The sequence below is a fragment of the Mesorhizobium sp. M0954 genome (genome assembly GCF_040319155.1).
In the GTDB taxonomy this organism is placed as follows: domain Bacteria; phylum Pseudomonadota; class Alphaproteobacteria; order Rhizobiales; family Rhizobiaceae; genus Mesorhizobium.
Genome location: NZ_JAMYNR010000042.1, coordinates 1 through 16,516, shown reverse-complemented (window position 1 = coordinate 16,516; position 16,516 = coordinate 1). Strand labels below are relative to the sequence as shown.

Here is a 16,516-nt window from a genome sequence, read left to right as displayed (position 1 = left end):
TGGATATAATGGCATATGCCTATCCGCTAATATCGCCTCGCTTCTGCCACAGGCGCGGCGAAATTGTGAACGAATGGTTAAAGACAGGCGAAAAGCAGGCACATTCAACGTCTTGCTGCAGACAGAACCTCGAAACGTTATGACCATTTCAGGCACAGCACAGGTATAAAGAAGTTAAAGAACCGCTAACTTATTTGACTCTGTTTTTTATCGGCCCCTAGGATTAGCCGACGGAGGATGCTCAGGTATGCGATTTCATCCTTGGCTCATCTCGTCAGGGTTTGAACCTCCAAAGGGAGAAATTGGCATGAAAAAGCTGATGACGATGACCCGGCAGTTTCGCGACGACGAACACGGCGCTGCCATGGTCGAATATACCATCCTGCTCGGCATCATCACTGTCGCAGTGATCGCCACCATCATTCTTGTCGGTGGCTGGGTTGCTGGCCAATGGACGGGGCTTTACGCACTGTTGCCGTGATAGCTTAGTCTTATCATCGGCGCCGGGGGGCTCTCCCGGCGTCGATCCATGTGGTGGGTGATCCGGAGTCTGGCGGGAAAAGAAAGTGCGTGCAAACACTGTCATCATGATCGTTCTCGCCGGCGTATTCGGCGTGCTCGCAGTGGTTCTCGCCAATATCTGGCTAACCAGTCAACGCAGCGCTATGGCGAAGACGGACGTGCCGCGCGATACCATCGTGGTGGCGGCCGTGTCTTTGAAATTCGGCGACACGCTGTCGGCCGACAAGCTGCGTGAAATCACATGGCCGGCGGGCGCGGTTCCGGCCGGTGCTTTCAAGACGACAAAAGATCTACTCGCTGGCGAAGGCACAAAGCAGGCGCTGCAGGCGATCGGCGCCAATGAACCCGTTCTTGCCACCAAGATTACCGGCCCCGGCCAGCGCGCCACTCTTTCGGCGGTGCTCGGCGAAGGCATGAAAGCTGTTTCCATCAGAGTCAACGATGTGCTCGGGGTCGCAGGATTCGTTTTCCCAGGTGATCGGGTCGATGTGCTCTTGACCCGCACCGTGCGCAATCCTGGAGGTGCGGACCAGAGTTTCGTCGACGTGCTGTTGCAGAGCATGAAGGTGCTCGCCGTCGACCAGGTCGCTGATGAAAGCACGGACAGTCCGACGGTGGTGAAATCGGTGACCGTAGAGGCTAGCACCAAGGACGCTCAGAAGCTGACGCTGGCCGCCGGCGCCGGCCAGTTGTCGCTGGCGCTTCGCCAGGCAGCAGCCGGCAAGGACGAGATCACCCAACGCATCACGCTTTCCGACCTGACCGGCGAAACGCCGGCCGATGTCGCAGCCAAGCAAGCCGACCTCGCCAGGCAGGCGACGGCGGATGCTGCTGCGGCAGCCGAGCGCAAGCGAGCGGACGACAAGATCAATGGCCTGACTCGGGCCGTCGAACAGGTCGGAAGCCGGCTCGACGACTTGAGCAAAGCAAAGCCTGCTCCGGCCGTGACCTCGGCACCCGAAGCGCAAGAGGTCGTTAATGAAGTGATCAAATATGTGCAGCCGGAGCCGTCAGCCCGTGCGACTATCGGCGTTTTTCGGGGCGTGAAGCTCGAAACATATGACGTACCGCGACAAAGATAACTCTGGTATATGGGATAAAGAGCGTCCGAAGAGCCGCCAAAAGGGGGAATGCAGATGCGAACGGTCCGGAAAACACTGGCAGCCGCCGCGCTGGCCTGTTCGGTGATATTACTGCCGATCGGCCTTGAGGCTACGGCAGCCGATCGCCGTATCGACGTGTCGAACCCCAGGGTCCATCGTGTCTTCCTGCCCATGTCGCAATCGCTGACGATTGAGGTGAATGCCACTCTTGGCGATATCGTCGTCGCCGACGAGAAGATCGCAGATGCCCAGCCGATGACCGACAAGACGCTCTACGTCATTGCCAAGGGCGCCGGTACCACCACCGTCAATCTCTTTTCCGAAGACAAGCGCTCGCTTGGCGTAATCCAGATCGAGGTCGGCGTCGACGTCAATGATATGGCGCAGGCAATTCGGCAGGTAGCGCCCAGATCGCGGATCGATATCGGTTCGGTCAATGGCAAGGTCCGGCTTGGCGGGCATGTGAAGGACGGCGCCACGCTGGCGTCGATCCTGGAAGTGGCCCAGCAATACGGTCCCGACGCGATTATCAATGCCGTTACCGTTGATGACAGCCAGCAAGTTAATCTGGAAGTGCGCGTGCTTGAGGCCAAGCGCAATGCCGGTCGTGACCTTGGTGTGTCGATCCGGAGCACGAACAACAGCGGAACGACACGAACTGGAACGGGCATTGCCGCCGTCGATGAAGATAACGTGGTGCTCGGACCGGGCGGTCTGCTCACTGGCCTGCTGTCGAACACCAATCCATTCGCGGCGCTGATCACTCGCGTCATCGACAGCAACATCAAGGTCGATCTGATCATCGAGGCGCTTGAGGCAAAGGGTGTCGTGCGCATGTTGGCCGAGCCCAATCTCACCACACTTTCCGGCGAGCCGGCCAGCTTCAACGCCGGCGGTGAAGTACCCATCCGCAGCCTCGACAGCGATGGCCAGATCAACATTGTGTACAAGCAGTTCGGCGTGAATCTGCAGTTCACGCCGATCGTGCTCAACGACGACAAGATCCATATCAAGCTAGCGCCGGAGGTAAGCGACCTGAACGGCTTCACGCCGGCCGGCGACCCGATCTTCACCACCCGCAAGCTGGCGACCGTCGTCGAGTTGCGCGACGGTCAGAGTTTCGCCGTCGGCGGGCTCTTGTCCAGCAAGAATACCAAAATCCAGAGGCAGGTACCATGGCTGGGCCAAGTGCCGATTGTCGGCGCGCTGTTCCACAATTCAAGCAATCAGAAGGAAGAGACCGAACTGGTCGTCATCGTCACCCCGCATATCGTTCGCCCGGTGAAACCCGGCGAGCAACTGGCGACCCCATTCGACAAGACACGGCCGGCCAACGACCCGGAATTTTTCGTGCTCGGCCAACTGGAAGTAACCAAGGACATGGTGCGCAAATATGAACTGGGCGAAGGCGTCGTCGGCCCCTATGGCCACATGCTCGACCTGAAATCCAAGGACAAGATGATCTATGTCAAGAAATAGGGTGTTGATCATGCTTTTGTGCGCCAGCGGGCTGACGGGCTGCGCGGACTATCTGAACCGCTACGACACGGTGACATTGGCCGCGGGCGACACCCAGAAATACAATTCGCTTCTGCAAACGGTCGACCCTCTCAATCCGGCGTCGAAAAAAACTGCTATTGAGGGGGATGGCGCGCGCGCTGCTGCTCTTGCCCAGAGTTACAAGTTCCCACCGCCACCGCCGCCGCCGCCGGCGATCACGGTCAATGTCGGGACGCCGAAAGACACAGCGGATTGAACGGAAGGATCAGCGCGTCAGGTAAACGAGGGATCCTGGCGTCAAGGAGCAAAAGAGCAAGGCCATGCTGCGTATTATTCGCGCGTTCTGGCACGATCAGAGGGGAATAGCGCTGATACTGGTCAGCGTCATGCTGCCGGCGATCATCGGATTTTCTCTGCTGGTGATCGACATGAGCCGGGTCAACAATCTGCACAACGATCTGCAGAAGGGGGCTGATGCGTTTGCGCTGGCGGGCGCGGCTGAGCTGGATGGGACGTCGGACTCTATCAGCCGTGGTGACAGGGCGATCGCTACGCTGGTAAGCAATCGATACACCTTCTCGACCGCCGGCCCTCCTCAAATGCTCGCTTCCGCCGGAGTAACACGCCGATATCTTCGCTCGTTGCCGGCCACCGACAATCTCCCGATTGTGCCCGCCAATGTGATCACCGACGAGCTGAATGACGCCAAACTTGCCCGTTTTGTTGAAGTCACTGTAACCCCGGTCGGGTTTGCCGCAATCTTCCCGGCTTCCTTCTTGTCATCCGGCGCCAGCAACAGTTTCAATGTCGGCGCAGTCGCCGTGGCGGGCTTCACCTCCGGCGTCTGCGATTTCACGCCGGTCTTTATGTGCAACCCCTACGAGACGGTGAACGGGACGAATGCAGCGGGCGGATACACACTCGAGCAAGCCATCGCAAATCCAGCTGTCCATCGTCGACTGATCGAACTGAGGAAGGTCGGAAACGGGGCTGCCGCTGGTCCTGGCAACTTCGGTTTCCTCGAACCTCCGGCCGGTGTGGGCAACGGTGCTCAAGCCCTCGCTCAGACGATTGCAACATCAAGGCCGGTTGGTTGCTACAGTTCCGCCAGCGTTAGCACGAAAACTGGCCAGAACGCCGGCCCAGTGCAAGACGCGTTCAATGTTCGTTTCGGCATTGCAGCCAGCGGCAACCCTTTCGATAGTGCTGAATACGGTCCAGCCGCGAACGTCCGCAAAGGGGCAATCAAGACCCGAGGAAGCGCAAACCAATGTCCTTCCATGAACCAACTTTCATTCACCGAAGCTGGAACAATGGGCCTTCCGCGCGACGCGACCACACCATACCTCGGCGGTCGGATGGGCGATGGAAATTGGAATTTCTCAGGTTACTGGAGCACCAACTTTGGTTCCGCTGCCTATCCATCTTCATGGAATACGACCAAGCCGACGCGCTATCAGGTCTACCGTTACGAAATATCGGCCGGGTTGGTAGGCACGGCGTCGACCGGTGGAGAGATCGGAACCCCGTCGGCAGCTTGCCAACCCCCTGTCACGACGGTTGACCGTCGGTTGATTTACGGCGCGATCCTGAACTGCAATGCACTCCAAGCTGCCGGCAGCGATCTGTCCGGCCACAGCACGGATCTGCCGGTCGAAGCTTTTGCAAGCTTTTTGCTCACTGAACCGGTTGCGTCGCCGTCGGAAGACGCATCCGTGATGGTTGAACTGGTAGACGTTACTGGGGGTGGCGGCCAAGGCACGCTAGACAATTTCCTCCGCGACGAAGCTCAGCTTTACCGGTGATGGCGATGATTGGAATGCTATTGCGTCATCTCGATAGATTTCGATGCGACCAGCGCGGTGCAGTGCTCATCGAAATGACGCTGATCACGCCGCTGATGCTGATTTTGGCGGCTGGCGTGTTCGAGTTCGGCAATCTGATTCACGAAAAACTCTTGATGGAAGCCGGGCTTTCAGATGCAAGCCGCTTCGCCGCGCGCTGCAACAGCCAATTGTATACACAAGCCGGGCTTGCGGCGATCGACTGCGCCGACATTGCTGCAAATATCGCGGTGTTCGGCAATGCGGCGGGAACAGGCAGTGCCCGCGTCAGCGGCTGGCAGAAATCGAATGTGACGGTGACAATCGCTGCCGCCGGTTCCTGCCATGACGCTGTGGTCGCCGGCGTCGCCCAATATCGATCAACCACCGCGCAGGTCTGTATCGTCAGGGCTGCGGGTACCTTGGCGTACAGCGGGGTCGGCATGCTATCGATCATCGGCATCGGCCCGATCACGCTGAACGGCTCTCACGAGGAGCGGCTGATCCGGTTCTGATCATGATCAAGCGTTTTGCGGAATCGGACGACGGCGCGGCGATGGTCGAAATGACCATTGTTTCGACGCTGCTGTTTGCCCTTGTCCTCGGTTTCGTCGATTTCGCTCACGCCTTCTACCAATGGAACGCTGCTGCCAAGGCGGTCCAGCTCGGCGCCCGGCTGGCCTCGATTTCAGACCCCATTGCGACGGCCCTTGCGACTGCGGCGCCGACGACGACACCGGGTGCGCCTGTCGTTGCCGCGGCATATGGCCCCTTCGTCTGCACATATACTGCTGGCACAGGGGCTTGCACCAACGGGGGCGCATTCAATGCCGCCAACTTCAGCCGTGTCTTCCGCGGGGACACGGCAAACACCAACGATGATGCCTGTCCCCCACTCGCAGCAAATCAACGGCCCGGGATGTGCCATTTCTTTCCGCGCTTGCGCCGCGATAACGTGGTGGTCACCTACAGCGCGACTGGCTTGAGCTATCAGACCCGGCTGGGCGGACCGGTGCCGACAATCACCGTAAGTCTTCAAAACGTGACCTTTCAGTTCTTCTTTCTGCAAGGGCTGATGGGCTTTGCGAACGTCACCATGCCGTCCATGCTAAGCACGGTTACGGGCGAAGACCTGAAGAGCACATCACCATGAACGCTATCAACACCAAGGTTCTCCCAACCAAACGAAAGCAGGTCGCCCTGTTCTCGTCGGATCCGCAGTTCAAGCATGACGTGGCGACGCGGCTCGATGCGCTGGCGATCTATGACGTCCGGATTTCCGAAACGGATGACTTTCTCAAAGGCCCGACCCCCGACACGCGGCCGGGCATCGTAATCCTCGACCTTGCCAATGGCGATCTGCTTGGCAAGCCCGGCATTGTCGAGGGGCGCGCCCTGTGGGCGGCCGTGCCGCTGATTGCGGTTTCAGACGAGCTGACCTCTGAACAGACGCGCATCCTGGTGCGCATGAACGCCTCGGACTGGCTGCACAAACCACTCGATGCCAAGGAGCTTCTGAATGCGGTTACCTTTCACGACACCGGCAACCAGGGCACCAAGAGCCGCATCATCACCTTCATCAGCGCTAGCGGCGGCGGCGGCGCCACGACGCTCGCTTTGTCGGCCGCGGACTTCCTGGCCTCGAAATCCGCCGAACGTGCAGCTTCGACCTGCCTCGTCGACCTCGACTTCCAAAGCGCCAATTGTGGCGCCTATCTCAACCTCTTCAACCAGTTCGACCTTGCCGGCATCATCGGCCAGCCGGAAAGGCTCGATGTCGAACTGATGGACGTTATCAAGCTCTCGCGCCCGTCCGGCCTGACGCTGTACGCCTTCGAAAGGCCGCAACTGCCATTCGAGCCGCAGGGCGCGGATTTCGTGTTCCGGCTGCTGGACCTCGTCGCCTATCGCTTCGATGACATCGTCATCGACCTGCCCAACATCGAAACTCCCTGGCAGAATCCTGTGCTTTCCACGAGCGACGCGATCTTCATCGTGTTCGAGCTCAACGTCGCCTCGCTGCGGCAGGGCAAGCGGCTCTACAAGAAGATCCGCGATTTGCGCGGCAATTCGGTGAACATCACGCTGGTCGCCAACAAGCACAGGCGCAAATGGTTCGGCAACCACTTTTCGCGCAGCGAACTCGAAAAGATATTCAAGGCACCGCACATCAAATCGGTTGCCTTGGACAATGCGCTGCTGACCGATGCGCTGAACCGAGCCATCATGCCTTCCGAAGTGGACGGGCGGGCACGCTTCAACAAGGATTTGAAGCGGATGTTCAAAGAGCGGCTCGATGACACTGCCCGGTAGATATCGCTTCGTTCCAACGCTTGCGGGCGCCTGCATCATGGGCCTGGCATTGGGGGCATCGGCCTGGGACTGCGCCGATGCCCGCTCCGCGCTATCGGACCAGCCGCCGCTGCCAGCCATGGGCCCCAGCCTGCGCAAGTTCGTTGTTTTCCAAACCGCGGAACAGCCGGGCACGATTATTATCCGCAAGCAGGAGAAGGCGCTCTATCTTGTGACCCGAGAGGGTGAGGCGCTGCGCTACCAGATCAGCGTCGGGCGTGACGGATTTGGCTGGACCGGCACCGTTGAAGTGGGGGCGAAAACCGAATGGCCGGAATGGCGCCCACCGAGAGAAATGCGCGCGCGCCAGCCGGAGCTGCCGGAGATGGTGCCGGCTGGTCCCTACAATCCGCTCGGCGCACGGGCGCTCTACTTATCCAGAGACGGGCACGACACGCTTTATCGCATACACGGCACCAACGACCCTTCAGGCGTTGGCTTCGACGGCACATCGGGATGCTTTCGTCTTACCAACACCGATGTGATCGATCTTTTCAGGCGCGTCTCGGTCGGTGCAAAGGTGGTGGTCCAATGACGATGATTAGCGACCCGGACATGCCGGCGATCGACATTGGGCCGGCGACCCAACCTATAGAGCAAGCGGTCGCTGGGAAACCGAGCAATGCCAGGATGATTGGCGTTGTCGCTGCAGGCGCCTTGCTGATCACAGCCGCAAATTTAACAGCCGCGGTCTATCTCTTCCGCGGCATCAACGATCTGCGCTCTGTCGAAGGTAAGCTGGAACAGCTCGGATCGTTCGAGCAACGGATTGCGGCCCGGCTCGACACCGTCAATAACGGCTTTCAAAGCCGATTCGAAAAACTGGACAATCAACTGCAGGGTAGCTTCAGCCAGATCAACGGCAGCATTGCCCGGATTGAACAGAACTTACCGCTGGTCCACGACGACGTTTCTAGCGTGGCGGAGCCTCTTGTTGAGACGACCAGCGCCACGGCGGAGCCGCTCAGCGATCTCGATGGTGAAGAAGCGACCGAGCGCAGTATCGTCGAAGCACCACGCCCGCCCAAAAGGAGGATCGCAGCAGCGGTGCCCCCTGCCCCAAGCTCCTCCTACCAGCGCATAGAGCAGCCTGACGGCAAGGTCTATTACCGCAAGATCGATTAGAAGCGGGGTAAGGGGCGTGGGGAATGCTTGCCAGAGAAGATCGGCCGCCGCTTTGCGCATCGGTGTCCATATTCGTTCTAGGAGCGCTTTTCGTCGTTTTTGTCGGGTGGACGGTCGGTGCCTTCGTCCAGCCTCGTGCTCGTGGCTGACATCGTGCCAACCCACGAAACCTTGCTGATCGAAGCGCGGGTCTCGCTACGCGATGTCGTCCATTCGTCCCGACCACCGCGAGGCGCTGATAAAGCTCACCGCTTACGACTTCTCGATCTTCGGCGGCATCGAAGGCAAGGTCTCAAGCATGGTCGCCGACAGTTTGGTCGATCAGAAAAACGGGGGAGCCTTTTACCAGGTTGGTGTCGCGTCGGACAAATCGCCGCTCGAGAGGGATGGCAAGACTTATTCAACCATCCCGGCCATAATATGCTCAGTAGACATCAAGACGAGTCGCAAGGCGATTCTGAGTTACCTTTTAAAGCCGATCAACAAGGCGCGTCAGGAGACCATGAGTGAGCGCTAGCGCCACCTCTCCTCCCACCAATCGTGATCGGCTGCTTCTAACGATCACAAAAGAGGATTTCGGGCTGGAATTCCGGGTCGTCGCGCGTGGCGGCATACGCCGCGGCATTCGTCTGGAAAAGGCTTTCTGGATATCTCTGAAGCAGATGGCTGAAAGTAGGAAATGCACAATCGGCATGCTGATCGAGGAGATCGCCGAAAGTCCGACCAAGACTGGCAACCTGACATCGGCGATACGGGTGGCTTGCATACACGGGCTGGCGGATGAAAACGTGACCCTACGGAAGCTTGCATCGATCAGAACGATCAATGCCATATTGCTTGCCTGCCCCTCGCCCGCTTTCGCCTTGGCGTCATCGAAGAAGATCCTGACTTTCAATGCTCCGTTCCAGCAACTGGTCAAGCGTCAGTTGCCGATCGGACCAGACTATGATGCACGACCAGATCTCAAGCTGGCGCTAGATCTCAACGTCGCCGACATTTTTGCCCGGCTCGATGCCAACGGCGAAGTTCCGATCGCCAGCGGCTTTGTCATCGGGGCCGGCGAACGAAGGTATCGAGGTCAATTGAATGTAGTACGCGCGCCCGTACCCGAACCGGAGTTGCTGATGGCGTTCGTCAACGACTAGAGCTGCCGCTCCCGGCGAGCGAGGCTCAATTCGGGCAGAAGATGCTTCGTGTCATTTAGCGCGAATAGGAACTGTCTGCGAGACTTCGATTAGGCCCGACCGCTATTGCCAACCAACGGCCCGCGCCGTTTGGCGGGAGCGGCACCATCACCAATCAACCGGATTCATTACAATGAAGGGCGACAACCTCGAAGAGAGAGGGCATGACGACGTATTGGCGCCAGAGAAGGCTTGGCGAGCGGAAAGCAGAATTGGATCCGAACTGGGCTGATCGGCGCGCAACCGCCGAAAAGCTGCGGCAAGCTCCAAGAAGAAATTTTGCAGGATCGAACACATGTGTTGGCTGGAAAATAGAAAGCTTATCCGCTCCGCGAAGGTCATTGCCGAGGCTGAGCATGCCGAACGTACCGAGAAGACAGCAAGATTGAGATCGCTTCGGATGGCAGCTCATAGTGGCCTGAAGGTTCCGTTCCTTGAGGAACTTGATTGCTCTCTACTTGTCGCCGCACTGACTCAAGGCGAATTATCGGCTAAGCTTCCCGACGGATCGCATTGGCAGGGCCGAGCAAGGGCAACAGGCAAAAACCAGTATTCCTCCGCGCCCGCCAATTCGGACTAACGAGTGTTCTCTCGCCTGATATCGAATTCAGAAGGCGATCTCGAGACCCAGCTTGCCGCTGACAGTTGAACTGTCTCGAGACCACTTGTCGCGAGTCTCACTGCTGAGCGTTGGTCGATTGAGACATTATTAGGTTGAAGCCAGACGGCAGTGCCACCGAGAAGTCTGCGTCTTCAAACTCACACTCTCTCTTCCGTCAACGCCATGCCGTGTTGGAATAGCCGAAGCGCTCCTGGACATCCGCTTGCGCGTAGGGGCTGGGCTCTCCTCACTCAGGCGCAGCACAGAGTTCTGAACGTTCCGCCCGCCTGCACGACCAGATGGAGCTCACCTTAGAGGAACTCGAGAGCACGGCGACGGAAGACGAGATCGCCGCCGAACAGGCCGTGGCCCGGACCACCGAGGTGGCGCCTTATGTGCGCAAACGACCGGCGCGCCAGCCATTTCCCGAGCATCTGCCGCGCGAACGCGTGGTCGAGCCGGCGCCGACCGCTTGCTACTGCTGCGGCCGTCATCGGCTGCGCAAGCTGGGTGAGGATATGACCGAGACGCTGGAGGTGGTGCCGCGGCGCCGACGCCGTTCCACGCCACCCCGCGTGGCTGCATCCAAAATGACCGCGACGTAGACGAAGCCCGCCGCAATCGTCATGTATGTTATGTCGCTCACCCAGAACTGGTTCGGGCCGTCGGGTGTCACGTTCTTCGCCAGGTTCGGGATGATCGGCGACTCGTGATCGCTGTCCGTAGTGGCGATGAAGCGCCGCCTGATCCTGGGCTGCAGATCGTGCTCGCGCATCAACCGTCTGACCTTCTTGTGGTTGACGACGATGCCGCGCTGCCGCAGCGCCGCCTGCATGCGGCGATAGCCGTAAGCTTCGAAGCTGTCGGAGATCTCACCCATCGTCTCGACGAGCGCTGTGTCATCCACGGCGATTTCGGGCTGATCGTAGTAGGTTGATCGCGCGATCCCCATCAGCCGGCATCCTTCAGCGATGGAGACACCGCCGGGCCGGTGATCACGGATGTAGTCCCGCTTCTCGGACGTGGTACGCTTTTCAGAGCCCCCTTCAGAAACTCAATTTCCAAGGCTTGCCGGCTTACCAGCCGCTCCAGCGCTGCGATCCGCGCCTCATAGGTCTGCATCGTGTCGGCCGCCGCCACGTCTTCGTCGAAGGAGCCGGCCTCGTATTTCTGAACCCAGATGCGGATCAGGTTACGCGGCAGTTCGTGCCGCTTGGCGAGACCATGCAGCGTCTCGCCGGACAGGAACTCCTGCACTACCTGACGTTTGAACTCGATGCTGTGCGTGCGATAAGTCACCATGGGCTTCCATCCTTCGAAAGCCCGGCTTCCAAGTCAATTCTGCTTGTTCATCCTGTCCGGTCCGAGGGGCGCACTCCAATCGAGGGTCAGTTTTGGAAGCCGTTTGACACACCCAATCCGTCAAACCGATGGAAATTGACTGTGTCAGTGCTCTCTTCCTTGATGAGAAGTCCTGGCTTCAGTTCATTGGTATCCATTCCCTGGCTCCAACGCTTGTCGCTGAAGGGAGGATTGGCCACCCCGAAATCAAAGGTCTTGATGGCCTCGCCATCGCGGAAGGAGGGCGCGGCCAGAGTGCTCTGGCCAGGGTGGATAACTGCGCTTGCATAATTGTGCAAATTCAGGTTCATCTGGGCGAGGCCGGCGGTGCTCCCATCTTTCTCCTGACCGTAGAGCGTCACCTTCTTGCCCGCCTCATCCGCGACCTTGATCAACAACGACCCCGAGCCGCAGGTGGGGTCGTAGACGGTGGTCTGCGATGTGGTGTTGGCGGCGCGTATGCCGATGATCTGCGCTATCACGCGGCTAACTTCGGCGGGGGTGTAGAACCGCCCTTTTTGACTTGCCGCTCTCAGAGCCCGTTTGAGAATGGAGCGTAAGGGTGCTCGGTTAAGCGGGGTGCACTGCGACCAGCCGTTCTTCGCCGTCGCTGAAGGTTCTCAGTTGCGCTGCGACGATGCTGCCGGGAGCGAAGGTCCATTCCTCACCATCCGGCATGGGTCCGAGTATCTGGTAAGTTCCGTCGTCGAGGGTTTTGACGGCAACCCGGCGCCACACGTCGGTGCCTTCGTTCAGCAGTGGCATGAGCAGAGCGGTTAATGTCATGGCGTTTTCCTCAGCTGCCGTCAGATCGGTACTTCTGGTATGGCGTGATCCGTGATTCAAGCTCGGGATGTGGACCCGAGCAAGCCGTAGCCGGATGGCTGATCTTGAAAAGCGAGCGAAGCGCTACCCGACGGATCTCACGGACGAAGAATGGGCCATTGTCCGCTCGTTCCTGCCAGCGCCGCCTAAACGTGGCCGCAAGCCATCGACCGACCTGCGGGAGGTGCTGAACGCACTGCGCTATCTCGCGCGTTCGGGTGGTGGCTGGCGGATGCTGCCTAAGGATTTCCCGCCCTGGCAGACGGTCTACTGGTGGTTCCGGCGCTTTGTGCGACGGCTGCTGTTCCGCACGATCCATGACGTGGCGCTCATGCTCGACCGTGAACAGGAGGGTCGCGAGCAGAACCCGAGCGCGGCCGTCATCGATAGCCAGTCGATCAAGGCACCCGTGGCTGAAGAGCGCGGCTTTGACGCCGCGAAGAAGGTTGTCGGTCGCAAGCGCCACATCGCCGTCGACACCGATGGCCGGCTGCTCATGGTCAATCTCACCACCGCCGACATCTCGGACAGCGCCGGCGCTCGGTCGATCGTCGGAAGCATCCGGAAGCGATGGCCTTGGCTCAAGCACCTGTTCGCCGATGGCGCCTATGACCGCACCAAGCTGATGGATGCCGTCGGCTACCGCGACTTCGTTCTCGAGATCGTCCGCAGGAGCGACGCCGAGCCTGGCTTCAAAGTGCTCCCGAGACGTTGGGTCGTGGAGCGCACCTTCGGCTGGATGACACGATGGCGCCGGCTCGTTCGCGACTATGAACAACGGCTCGACGTCTCCGAAGCCATGATCCACCTCGCCCTAGGCAGCTTGCTCCTGCGCCGCATCGCTCACCCCTGGCCATTCTCAAACGGACTCTCAGTGGCGAAGTGGCGCATAAGATATTCGTAGGCGTCACCGAGGATATCGTCCCCGTCGGCCCGATTGCGCGTGAAATCGAGCGCTGGGTCCTCGAAGACAGCTATCAGGTTTGTCAGCGTGTCCTGCTTTTGCTTGCCGGACCCGAGCTTGCCGCTGTCGTCGAAATCCGGGAAGCCGCTGAGCTTGTTGGCCGCAGCCAACGGCGCGATGATCTTTTTGTTGATCTGGTCGCCAATGTCGGTCCCGCCCTTAAGGGAGACCATATTCACAAAGCTCGATCCCTGCGGAACCTTTATGGCTCCATAGGGCTGGCCAGCGTATTTGTCCGAAACATATTTGACGAACAGGATCGAGAGCACGTAATTCTTGTATTGCGAGGCGTCCATGCCGCCGCGCAACACGTCGCACCCCTGCCAGATGCGTCTGTAAATATCGGACTTCTTGACTGCCACGCTGACCACATCCCCAAATCACTTGCAATTGCGTGTTAGCAGCTCAATCGCGACGATGGGTGGGGCAGCGCAACAAAAGAGCTAGGGCTGGCGTTGGGCCACCTGGACCAGGTTCGGTGAGATGCGACGCAAGAGCACTCACGCGAGCGTGCTCGCATCAGCTTTTTGGGTCGCGATAAGTGGGTTGTTATCGGAGGGTAGAGGCCCGCCGTCTTCTCGAATGTCCATCGCCCTGGCTTACCCACATCATAGTCCGCAAAATCGTCATTGCAGACCGCTTGACGCTTTGCTGATATGAGAAAAGGGTGAATTACAAGGGACCCCTGCATCTCGGAGGTAGCGTCTTTGCATGCCACCGGAATTTGTTGAGCCGCTACAACTAGCAGCCGTTTTACTGGCTGGCGTACTCGCCGGTATGGCCTTGGAGCGTTTCCTATCGAGAAAGCGGAGGCAAGCATGGAGGGAGAGGAACCGCTTGCGCTGGGCGAGAGAGCGCAGTGGAGGCGACATTCTTAGCGGCCTGTGGGTCGCCCCAAAGCCTGTTTCCGCGCCACAGAAACCAACTGATCCTGCTGACCAGTTGCGGATTGTCATGGGTGCGAACTTCACTGTTCAACCGCTCCTCAACAGGAGCGAAGTGCGCGTCTTCAAGGAACTTGATCGCATGGTGATCGGCTGCAATCCGGGATGGCAGGTGATGGCCCAAGTGTCACTGGGCGAAATCCTGCGTAGCGCCAACGCCGACGCCTACAGCTGCATAAACTCGAAACGGGTGGACCTCCTTCTTGTGGACGAGAACTGTCTGCCTCGACATGCACTCGAATACCAAGGCCATGCGCATCACCAAGGCACAGCAGCAGCACGTGATGCAGTAAAAAAGGAAGCCCTGCGACGGGCAGGCATCAGTTATCACGAAATTATCGGCGGTCACACGACACCTTCCGAACTCAGGCGACTGGTCGAGAAGCTTGTGGATCGGCCAGCCGCAGCGCAATAGCTAAGCCGACTTCTCTGGCTTACTGGCTGTTGCCGACCTGACCCGGATACGCATAACTCTGCCATCGAGTTGTTCGATTTCGAACGCATTGGTCTTCCGCACGAGATCGCTTAGCTTACGGAAGCCGAAGGTTCTTGGATCGAAATCGGATGCCAAGTTGGCAAGCTGATTGCCTACCGCGCCAAGTGGCACCCAGCCGTCTTCGTTTTCCATCTGCTTGATCACCTTCCTGATGATCGGCGTGGCGGCGCTCGGAAGTTGAAGGGGCTTGGCGGGCTGCGCTGCGTCAGGGGAGTTGGCCGGAGCGGTTGGAAGTAGGTTTTCGGTATAGATGAACCTGCGGCACGCTTGCCGGAAACTCTCAGGGGCTTTTTTCTGCTCCCCGAAGCCGAAAACATCGACACCCTGCTCGCGGATGCGTGCGGCAAGACGAGTGAAATCGCTGTCAGACGACACCAGACAAAACCCGTCGAACCTACCGCTATGGAGCAAATCCATTGCGTCGATCACCAGCGCGATGTCGGATGCGTTCTTGCCAGTGGCGTTGGCGTACTGCTGCTGGATCGCGTGTTTCGACACCACGTTGGACCACGCCTTCAAACGTGAACCAGAGAAATCACCGTAGATGCGACGGACGCTGGCCTCGCCAATTTTGGCGATCTCCTCGAATAGGCCATCCGCGATCTTGGCCGATGCGTTCTCAGCGTCAATCAAAACGGCAAGACGAGGGGACTTCATTTCGACCGTCATGACGTTCCTCTTTTACAGACGTAAAGTCAATTCGCGCCATTGGCACGGTCTCGATCAGCATGCGATCTCCGGCAAACCCAGCGAACTCAGTGAGAAGTTAGCGCGAAAACGCCGAAATATCCCATCAACCTGATCAACGCGGAAATATCGCTCGGCAGCCGTCTAACTGGTCGGCTTATCATGTCGTGCGAACGCGTCGGCAACATCCCTCGGGATCAGGTAGGGCGGCAAACGCGTCGTACTGCATTGTCACTCACTCTATACCATGTCGCTGGCCTGCCTATCACAAGACGATCCCGAGCTTCCACTATGAGAGGAGTGGCGGGCGGTATGACCATCCCGCTGCCCGACAATGCTTTGGTTGCACTCAAGGAACCGGCCCCGCCCGGCGCTGCCGGCAAAGAGGCCGTCATCGCCGCCGAGGGACGGCAATGCAAAGGTGCCCCGCTGTATCAACAAGCTGACCAGCGCGGCGTCGGCCGCATGTCCCTCTTCCCTGTCCTGCCACATGACTGAACTCTCGTCCGCCCAGGGTCAAAACGCCGCCGACCGGTCGCGGTGCACATTCCGACAATCCAGGTTGCGGTAGAGATCACGAAGGCATCGGGCATGCCTGCTGCCTGATAGCGGTAAGCATTGAGGCTTCTCTCGCGGCCGCCCGTCAGGACAGACAGCTTTTTCCGGTATGCCGTACCGGCGCGCTAGATCCGGCCGGATTGGTCCCAACGTTTTCCAGGCCGGATGCAATGGTGGCATGAGGCGGCTCCAGCTCTGCCCCTGCACAATGGGCTCCACTCCTTACGCACATTGTTCCTTGTCCGCACAAAGTGGCAAGCGAGCCGAACAGCCAGTCGCTAATGCCCTTGAGGTCGTGGTCCCGCCAAGGTGGACCGGGCCGAATCTCGTTGCGGACAGAAAGCTCTCGGCGAGCACGCCGTCGAACCTCATCGCCGAGAGCTTTTATGCTGGTTTTGCCAACGTCGAAGACGGCGATATTCGCGCCGTCCGCCTCCTGCCCGTCATGCATTGGGTCAGATCAGACCGTATTGGCGAGCCTTGTTGCGCAG

The 16,516-nt window shown here is 59.1% G+C and carries 21 protein-coding genes and 1 pseudogene; 16 read left to right on the top strand and 6 right to left on the bottom strand.

Annotated features, from left to right (window positions below; all coding sequences use genetic code 11):
• The first annotated feature begins 307 nt into the window (after positions 1–307).
• The 13 genes and pseudogenes from NKH93_RS31595 to NKH93_RS31535 form a co-directional block, all read left to right on the top strand.
• Positions 308–481, top strand: a complete 174-nt coding sequence (locus tag NKH93_RS31595; protein ID WP_352507998.1) for a Flp family type IVb pilin — start codon at positions 308–310, stop codon at positions 479–481.
• An 85-nt stretch (positions 482–566) separates the two neighbouring features.
• Positions 567–1,604, top strand: a complete 1,038-nt coding sequence (gene cpaB, locus NKH93_RS31590; protein WP_352900646.1) for a Flp pilus assembly protein CpaB — start codon at positions 567–569, stop codon at positions 1,602–1,604.
• A 54-nt stretch (positions 1,605–1,658) separates the two neighbouring features.
• Positions 1,659–3,104: a type II and III secretion system protein family protein gene (locus tag NKH93_RS31585; RefSeq protein WP_502896531.1), complete on the top strand. Its 1,446-nt coding sequence runs from the start codon at positions 1,659–1,661 to the stop codon at positions 3,102–3,104.
• Positions 3,105–3,114: 10 nt separating this feature from the next.
• Entirely contained in the window at positions 3,115–3,381 is a 267-nt protein-coding gene (locus tag NKH93_RS31580) for a hypothetical protein (RefSeq protein ID WP_352753116.1), read from the top strand.
• Positions 3,382–3,445: 64 nt separating this feature from the next.
• The gene (locus NKH93_RS31575; RefSeq protein WP_352900641.1) at positions 3,446–4,930 is read left to right on the top strand and encodes a TadE/TadG family type IV pilus assembly protein; all 1,485 of its coding nucleotides are present in this window, start codon (positions 3,446–3,448) and stop codon (positions 4,928–4,930) included.
• Positions 4,930–5,463 carry a TadE/TadG family type IV pilus assembly protein gene (locus NKH93_RS31570; RefSeq protein WP_352900638.1) on the top strand — a complete coding sequence of 178 codons (534 nt, stop codon included), beginning with the start codon at positions 4,930–4,932 and terminating at the stop codon, positions 5,461–5,463. Before NKH93_RS31575 ends, NKH93_RS31570 begins: the two co-directional genes overlap by 1 nt.
• Before the next feature lie 2 nt (positions 5,464–5,465).
• Positions 5,466–6,101, top strand: coding sequence for a TadE/TadG family type IV pilus assembly protein (locus NKH93_RS31565; protein WP_352900636.1), 636 nt, complete (start codon positions 5,466–5,468; stop codon positions 6,099–6,101).
• On the top strand, positions 6,098–7,261 hold the full coding sequence (locus NKH93_RS31560) for a CpaE/TadZ family protein (protein WP_352900634.1): 1,164 nt from the start codon (positions 6,098–6,100) through the stop codon (positions 7,259–7,261). Before NKH93_RS31565 ends, NKH93_RS31560 begins: the two co-directional genes overlap by 4 nt.
• Positions 7,245–7,835: a L,D-transpeptidase gene (locus tag NKH93_RS31555; protein WP_352900631.1), complete on the top strand. Its 591-nt coding sequence runs from the start codon at positions 7,245–7,247 to the stop codon at positions 7,833–7,835. The genes NKH93_RS31560 and NKH93_RS31555 overlap by 17 nt, the downstream gene beginning before the upstream one ends.
• Positions 7,832–8,425, top strand: coding sequence for a hypothetical protein (locus NKH93_RS31550; protein ID WP_352900628.1), 594 nt, complete (start codon positions 7,832–7,834; stop codon positions 8,423–8,425). The genes NKH93_RS31555 and NKH93_RS31550 overlap by 4 nt, the downstream gene beginning before the upstream one ends.
• 202 nt (positions 8,426–8,627) lie before the next feature.
• Positions 8,628–8,942: a beta-barrel domain-containing protein gene (locus NKH93_RS31545; protein ID WP_352975058.1), complete on the top strand. Its 315-nt coding sequence runs from the start codon at positions 8,628–8,630 to the stop codon at positions 8,940–8,942.
• Positions 8,932–9,570 carry a ribbon-helix-helix domain-containing protein gene (locus tag NKH93_RS31540; protein WP_352900623.1) on the top strand — a complete coding sequence of 213 codons (639 nt, stop codon included), beginning with the start codon at positions 8,932–8,934 and terminating at the stop codon, positions 9,568–9,570. The genes NKH93_RS31545 and NKH93_RS31540 overlap by 11 nt, the downstream gene beginning before the upstream one ends.
• 903 nt (positions 9,571–10,473) lie before the next feature.
• Positions 10,474–10,761, top strand: a pseudogene (locus tag NKH93_RS31535) (transposase domain-containing protein); the annotation flags it as partial.
• Here the strand turns inward: NKH93_RS31535 and NKH93_RS31530 are convergent.
• The 4 genes from NKH93_RS31530 to NKH93_RS31515 all read right to left on the bottom strand — a co-directional run bounded on the left by NKH93_RS31530 (position 10,701) and on the right by NKH93_RS31515 (position 12,337).
• Entirely contained in the window at positions 10,701–11,045 is a 345-nt protein-coding gene (locus NKH93_RS31530; protein ID WP_352900747.1) for an IS3 family transposase, read from the bottom strand. The pseudogene NKH93_RS31535 and the gene NKH93_RS31530 overlap by 61 nt on opposite strands.
• A 116-nt stretch (positions 11,046–11,161) precedes the next feature.
• A complete protein-coding gene (locus NKH93_RS31525; protein ID WP_352975054.1) occupies positions 11,162–11,512 on the bottom strand; it encodes a transposase in 351 nt (116 codons plus the stop codon).
• An 86-nt stretch (positions 11,513–11,598) separates the two neighbouring features.
• Positions 11,599–12,087, bottom strand: a complete 489-nt coding sequence (locus tag NKH93_RS31520; RefSeq protein WP_502896532.1) for an HsdM family class I SAM-dependent methyltransferase — start codon at positions 12,085–12,087, stop codon at positions 11,599–11,601.
• A 34-nt stretch (positions 12,088–12,121) separates the two neighbouring features.
• Entirely contained in the window at positions 12,122–12,337 is a 216-nt protein-coding gene (locus tag NKH93_RS31515) for a hypothetical protein (protein WP_352975027.1), read from the bottom strand.
• A 67-nt stretch (positions 12,338–12,404) separates the two neighbouring features.
• On the opposite strand from NKH93_RS31515, the gene NKH93_RS31510 reads away from it, so the two are divergent.
• Positions 12,405–13,280 (top strand): IS5 family transposase, encoded by an 876-nt coding sequence (locus NKH93_RS31510; protein WP_352975024.1) that lies wholly within the window; start codon positions 12,405–12,407, stop codon positions 13,278–13,280.
• Here the strand turns inward: NKH93_RS31510 and NKH93_RS31505 are convergent.
• The gene (locus tag NKH93_RS31505) at positions 13,220–13,702 is read right to left on the bottom strand and encodes a type I restriction-modification system subunit M N-terminal domain-containing protein (RefSeq protein WP_352975021.1); all 483 of its coding nucleotides are present in this window, start codon (positions 13,700–13,702) and stop codon (positions 13,220–13,222) included. The genes NKH93_RS31510 and NKH93_RS31505 overlap by 61 nt on opposite strands.
• A 349-nt stretch (positions 13,703–14,051) precedes the next feature.
• On the opposite strand from NKH93_RS31505, the gene NKH93_RS31500 reads away from it, so the two are divergent.
• Complete coding sequence (locus NKH93_RS31500) at positions 14,052–14,699, top strand: DUF2726 domain-containing protein (protein ID WP_352975018.1); 648 nt, start codon at positions 14,052–14,054, stop codon at positions 14,697–14,699.
• Here NKH93_RS31500 and NKH93_RS31495 read toward each other — a convergent pair whose 3' ends face one another.
• Positions 14,700–15,449, bottom strand: a complete 750-nt coding sequence (locus tag NKH93_RS31495) for an NYN domain-containing protein (RefSeq protein ID WP_352900612.1) — start codon at positions 15,447–15,449, stop codon at positions 14,700–14,702.
• Between the two features lie 330 nt (positions 15,450–15,779).
• Between NKH93_RS31495 and NKH93_RS31490 the strand changes: the two genes are divergently transcribed.
• A complete protein-coding gene (locus NKH93_RS31490) occupies positions 15,780–15,965 on the top strand; it encodes a hypothetical protein (protein ID WP_352900609.1) in 186 nt (61 codons plus the stop codon).
• The last annotated feature ends 551 nt before the right edge of the window (positions 15,966–16,516 follow it).

Excerpts from the sequence above, each read along its gene's own strand:
- NKH93_RS31530 (WP_352900747.1), bottom strand. The coding sequence starts at position 11,045 with ATGCAGGCGGCGCTGCGGCAGCGCGGCATCGTCGTCAACCACAAGAAG.
- NKH93_RS31490 (WP_352900609.1), top strand. The coding sequence starts at position 15,780 with ATGACCATCCCGCTGCCCGACAATGCTTTGGTTGCACTCAAGGAACCG.
- NKH93_RS31595 (WP_352507998.1), top strand. The coding sequence starts at position 308 with ATGAAAAAGCTGATGACGATGACCCGGCAGTTTCGCGACGACGAACAC.
- NKH93_RS31525 (WP_352975054.1), bottom strand. The coding sequence starts at position 11,512 with ATGGTGACTTATCGCACGCACAGCATCGAGTTCAAACGTCAGGTAGTG.
- NKH93_RS31555 (WP_352900631.1), top strand. The coding sequence starts at position 7,245 with ATGACACTGCCCGGTAGATATCGCTTCGTTCCAACGCTTGCGGGCGCC.
- NKH93_RS31580 (WP_352753116.1), top strand. The coding sequence starts at position 3,115 with ATGCTTTTGTGCGCCAGCGGGCTGACGGGCTGCGCGGACTATCTGAAC.
- NKH93_RS31565 (WP_352900636.1), top strand. The coding sequence starts at position 5,466 with ATGATCAAGCGTTTTGCGGAATCGGACGACGGCGCGGCGATGGTCGAA.
- NKH93_RS31585 (WP_502896531.1), top strand. The coding sequence starts at position 1,659 with ATGCGAACGGTCCGGAAAACACTGGCAGCCGCCGCGCTGGCCTGTTCG.
- NKH93_RS31575 (WP_352900641.1), top strand. The coding sequence starts at position 3,446 with ATGCTGCGTATTATTCGCGCGTTCTGGCACGATCAGAGGGGAATAGCG.
- NKH93_RS31570 (WP_352900638.1), top strand. The coding sequence starts at position 4,930 with ATGGCGATGATTGGAATGCTATTGCGTCATCTCGATAGATTTCGATGC.
- NKH93_RS31545 (WP_352975058.1), top strand. The coding sequence starts at position 8,628 with ATGTCGTCCATTCGTCCCGACCACCGCGAGGCGCTGATAAAGCTCACC.
- NKH93_RS31550 (WP_352900628.1), top strand. The coding sequence starts at position 7,832 with ATGACGATGATTAGCGACCCGGACATGCCGGCGATCGACATTGGGCCG.
- NKH93_RS31495 (WP_352900612.1), bottom strand. The coding sequence starts at position 15,449 with ATGACGGTCGAAATGAAGTCCCCTCGTCTTGCCGTTTTGATTGACGCT.
- NKH93_RS31500 (WP_352975018.1), top strand. The coding sequence starts at position 14,052 with ATGCCACCGGAATTTGTTGAGCCGCTACAACTAGCAGCCGTTTTACTG.
- NKH93_RS31515 (WP_352975027.1), bottom strand. The coding sequence starts at position 12,337 with ATGACATTAACCGCTCTGCTCATGCCACTGCTGAACGAAGGCACCGAC.
- NKH93_RS31560 (WP_352900634.1), top strand. The coding sequence starts at position 6,098 with ATGAACGCTATCAACACCAAGGTTCTCCCAACCAAACGAAAGCAGGTC.
- NKH93_RS31510 (WP_352975024.1), top strand. The coding sequence starts at position 12,405 with ATGTGGACCCGAGCAAGCCGTAGCCGGATGGCTGATCTTGAAAAGCGA.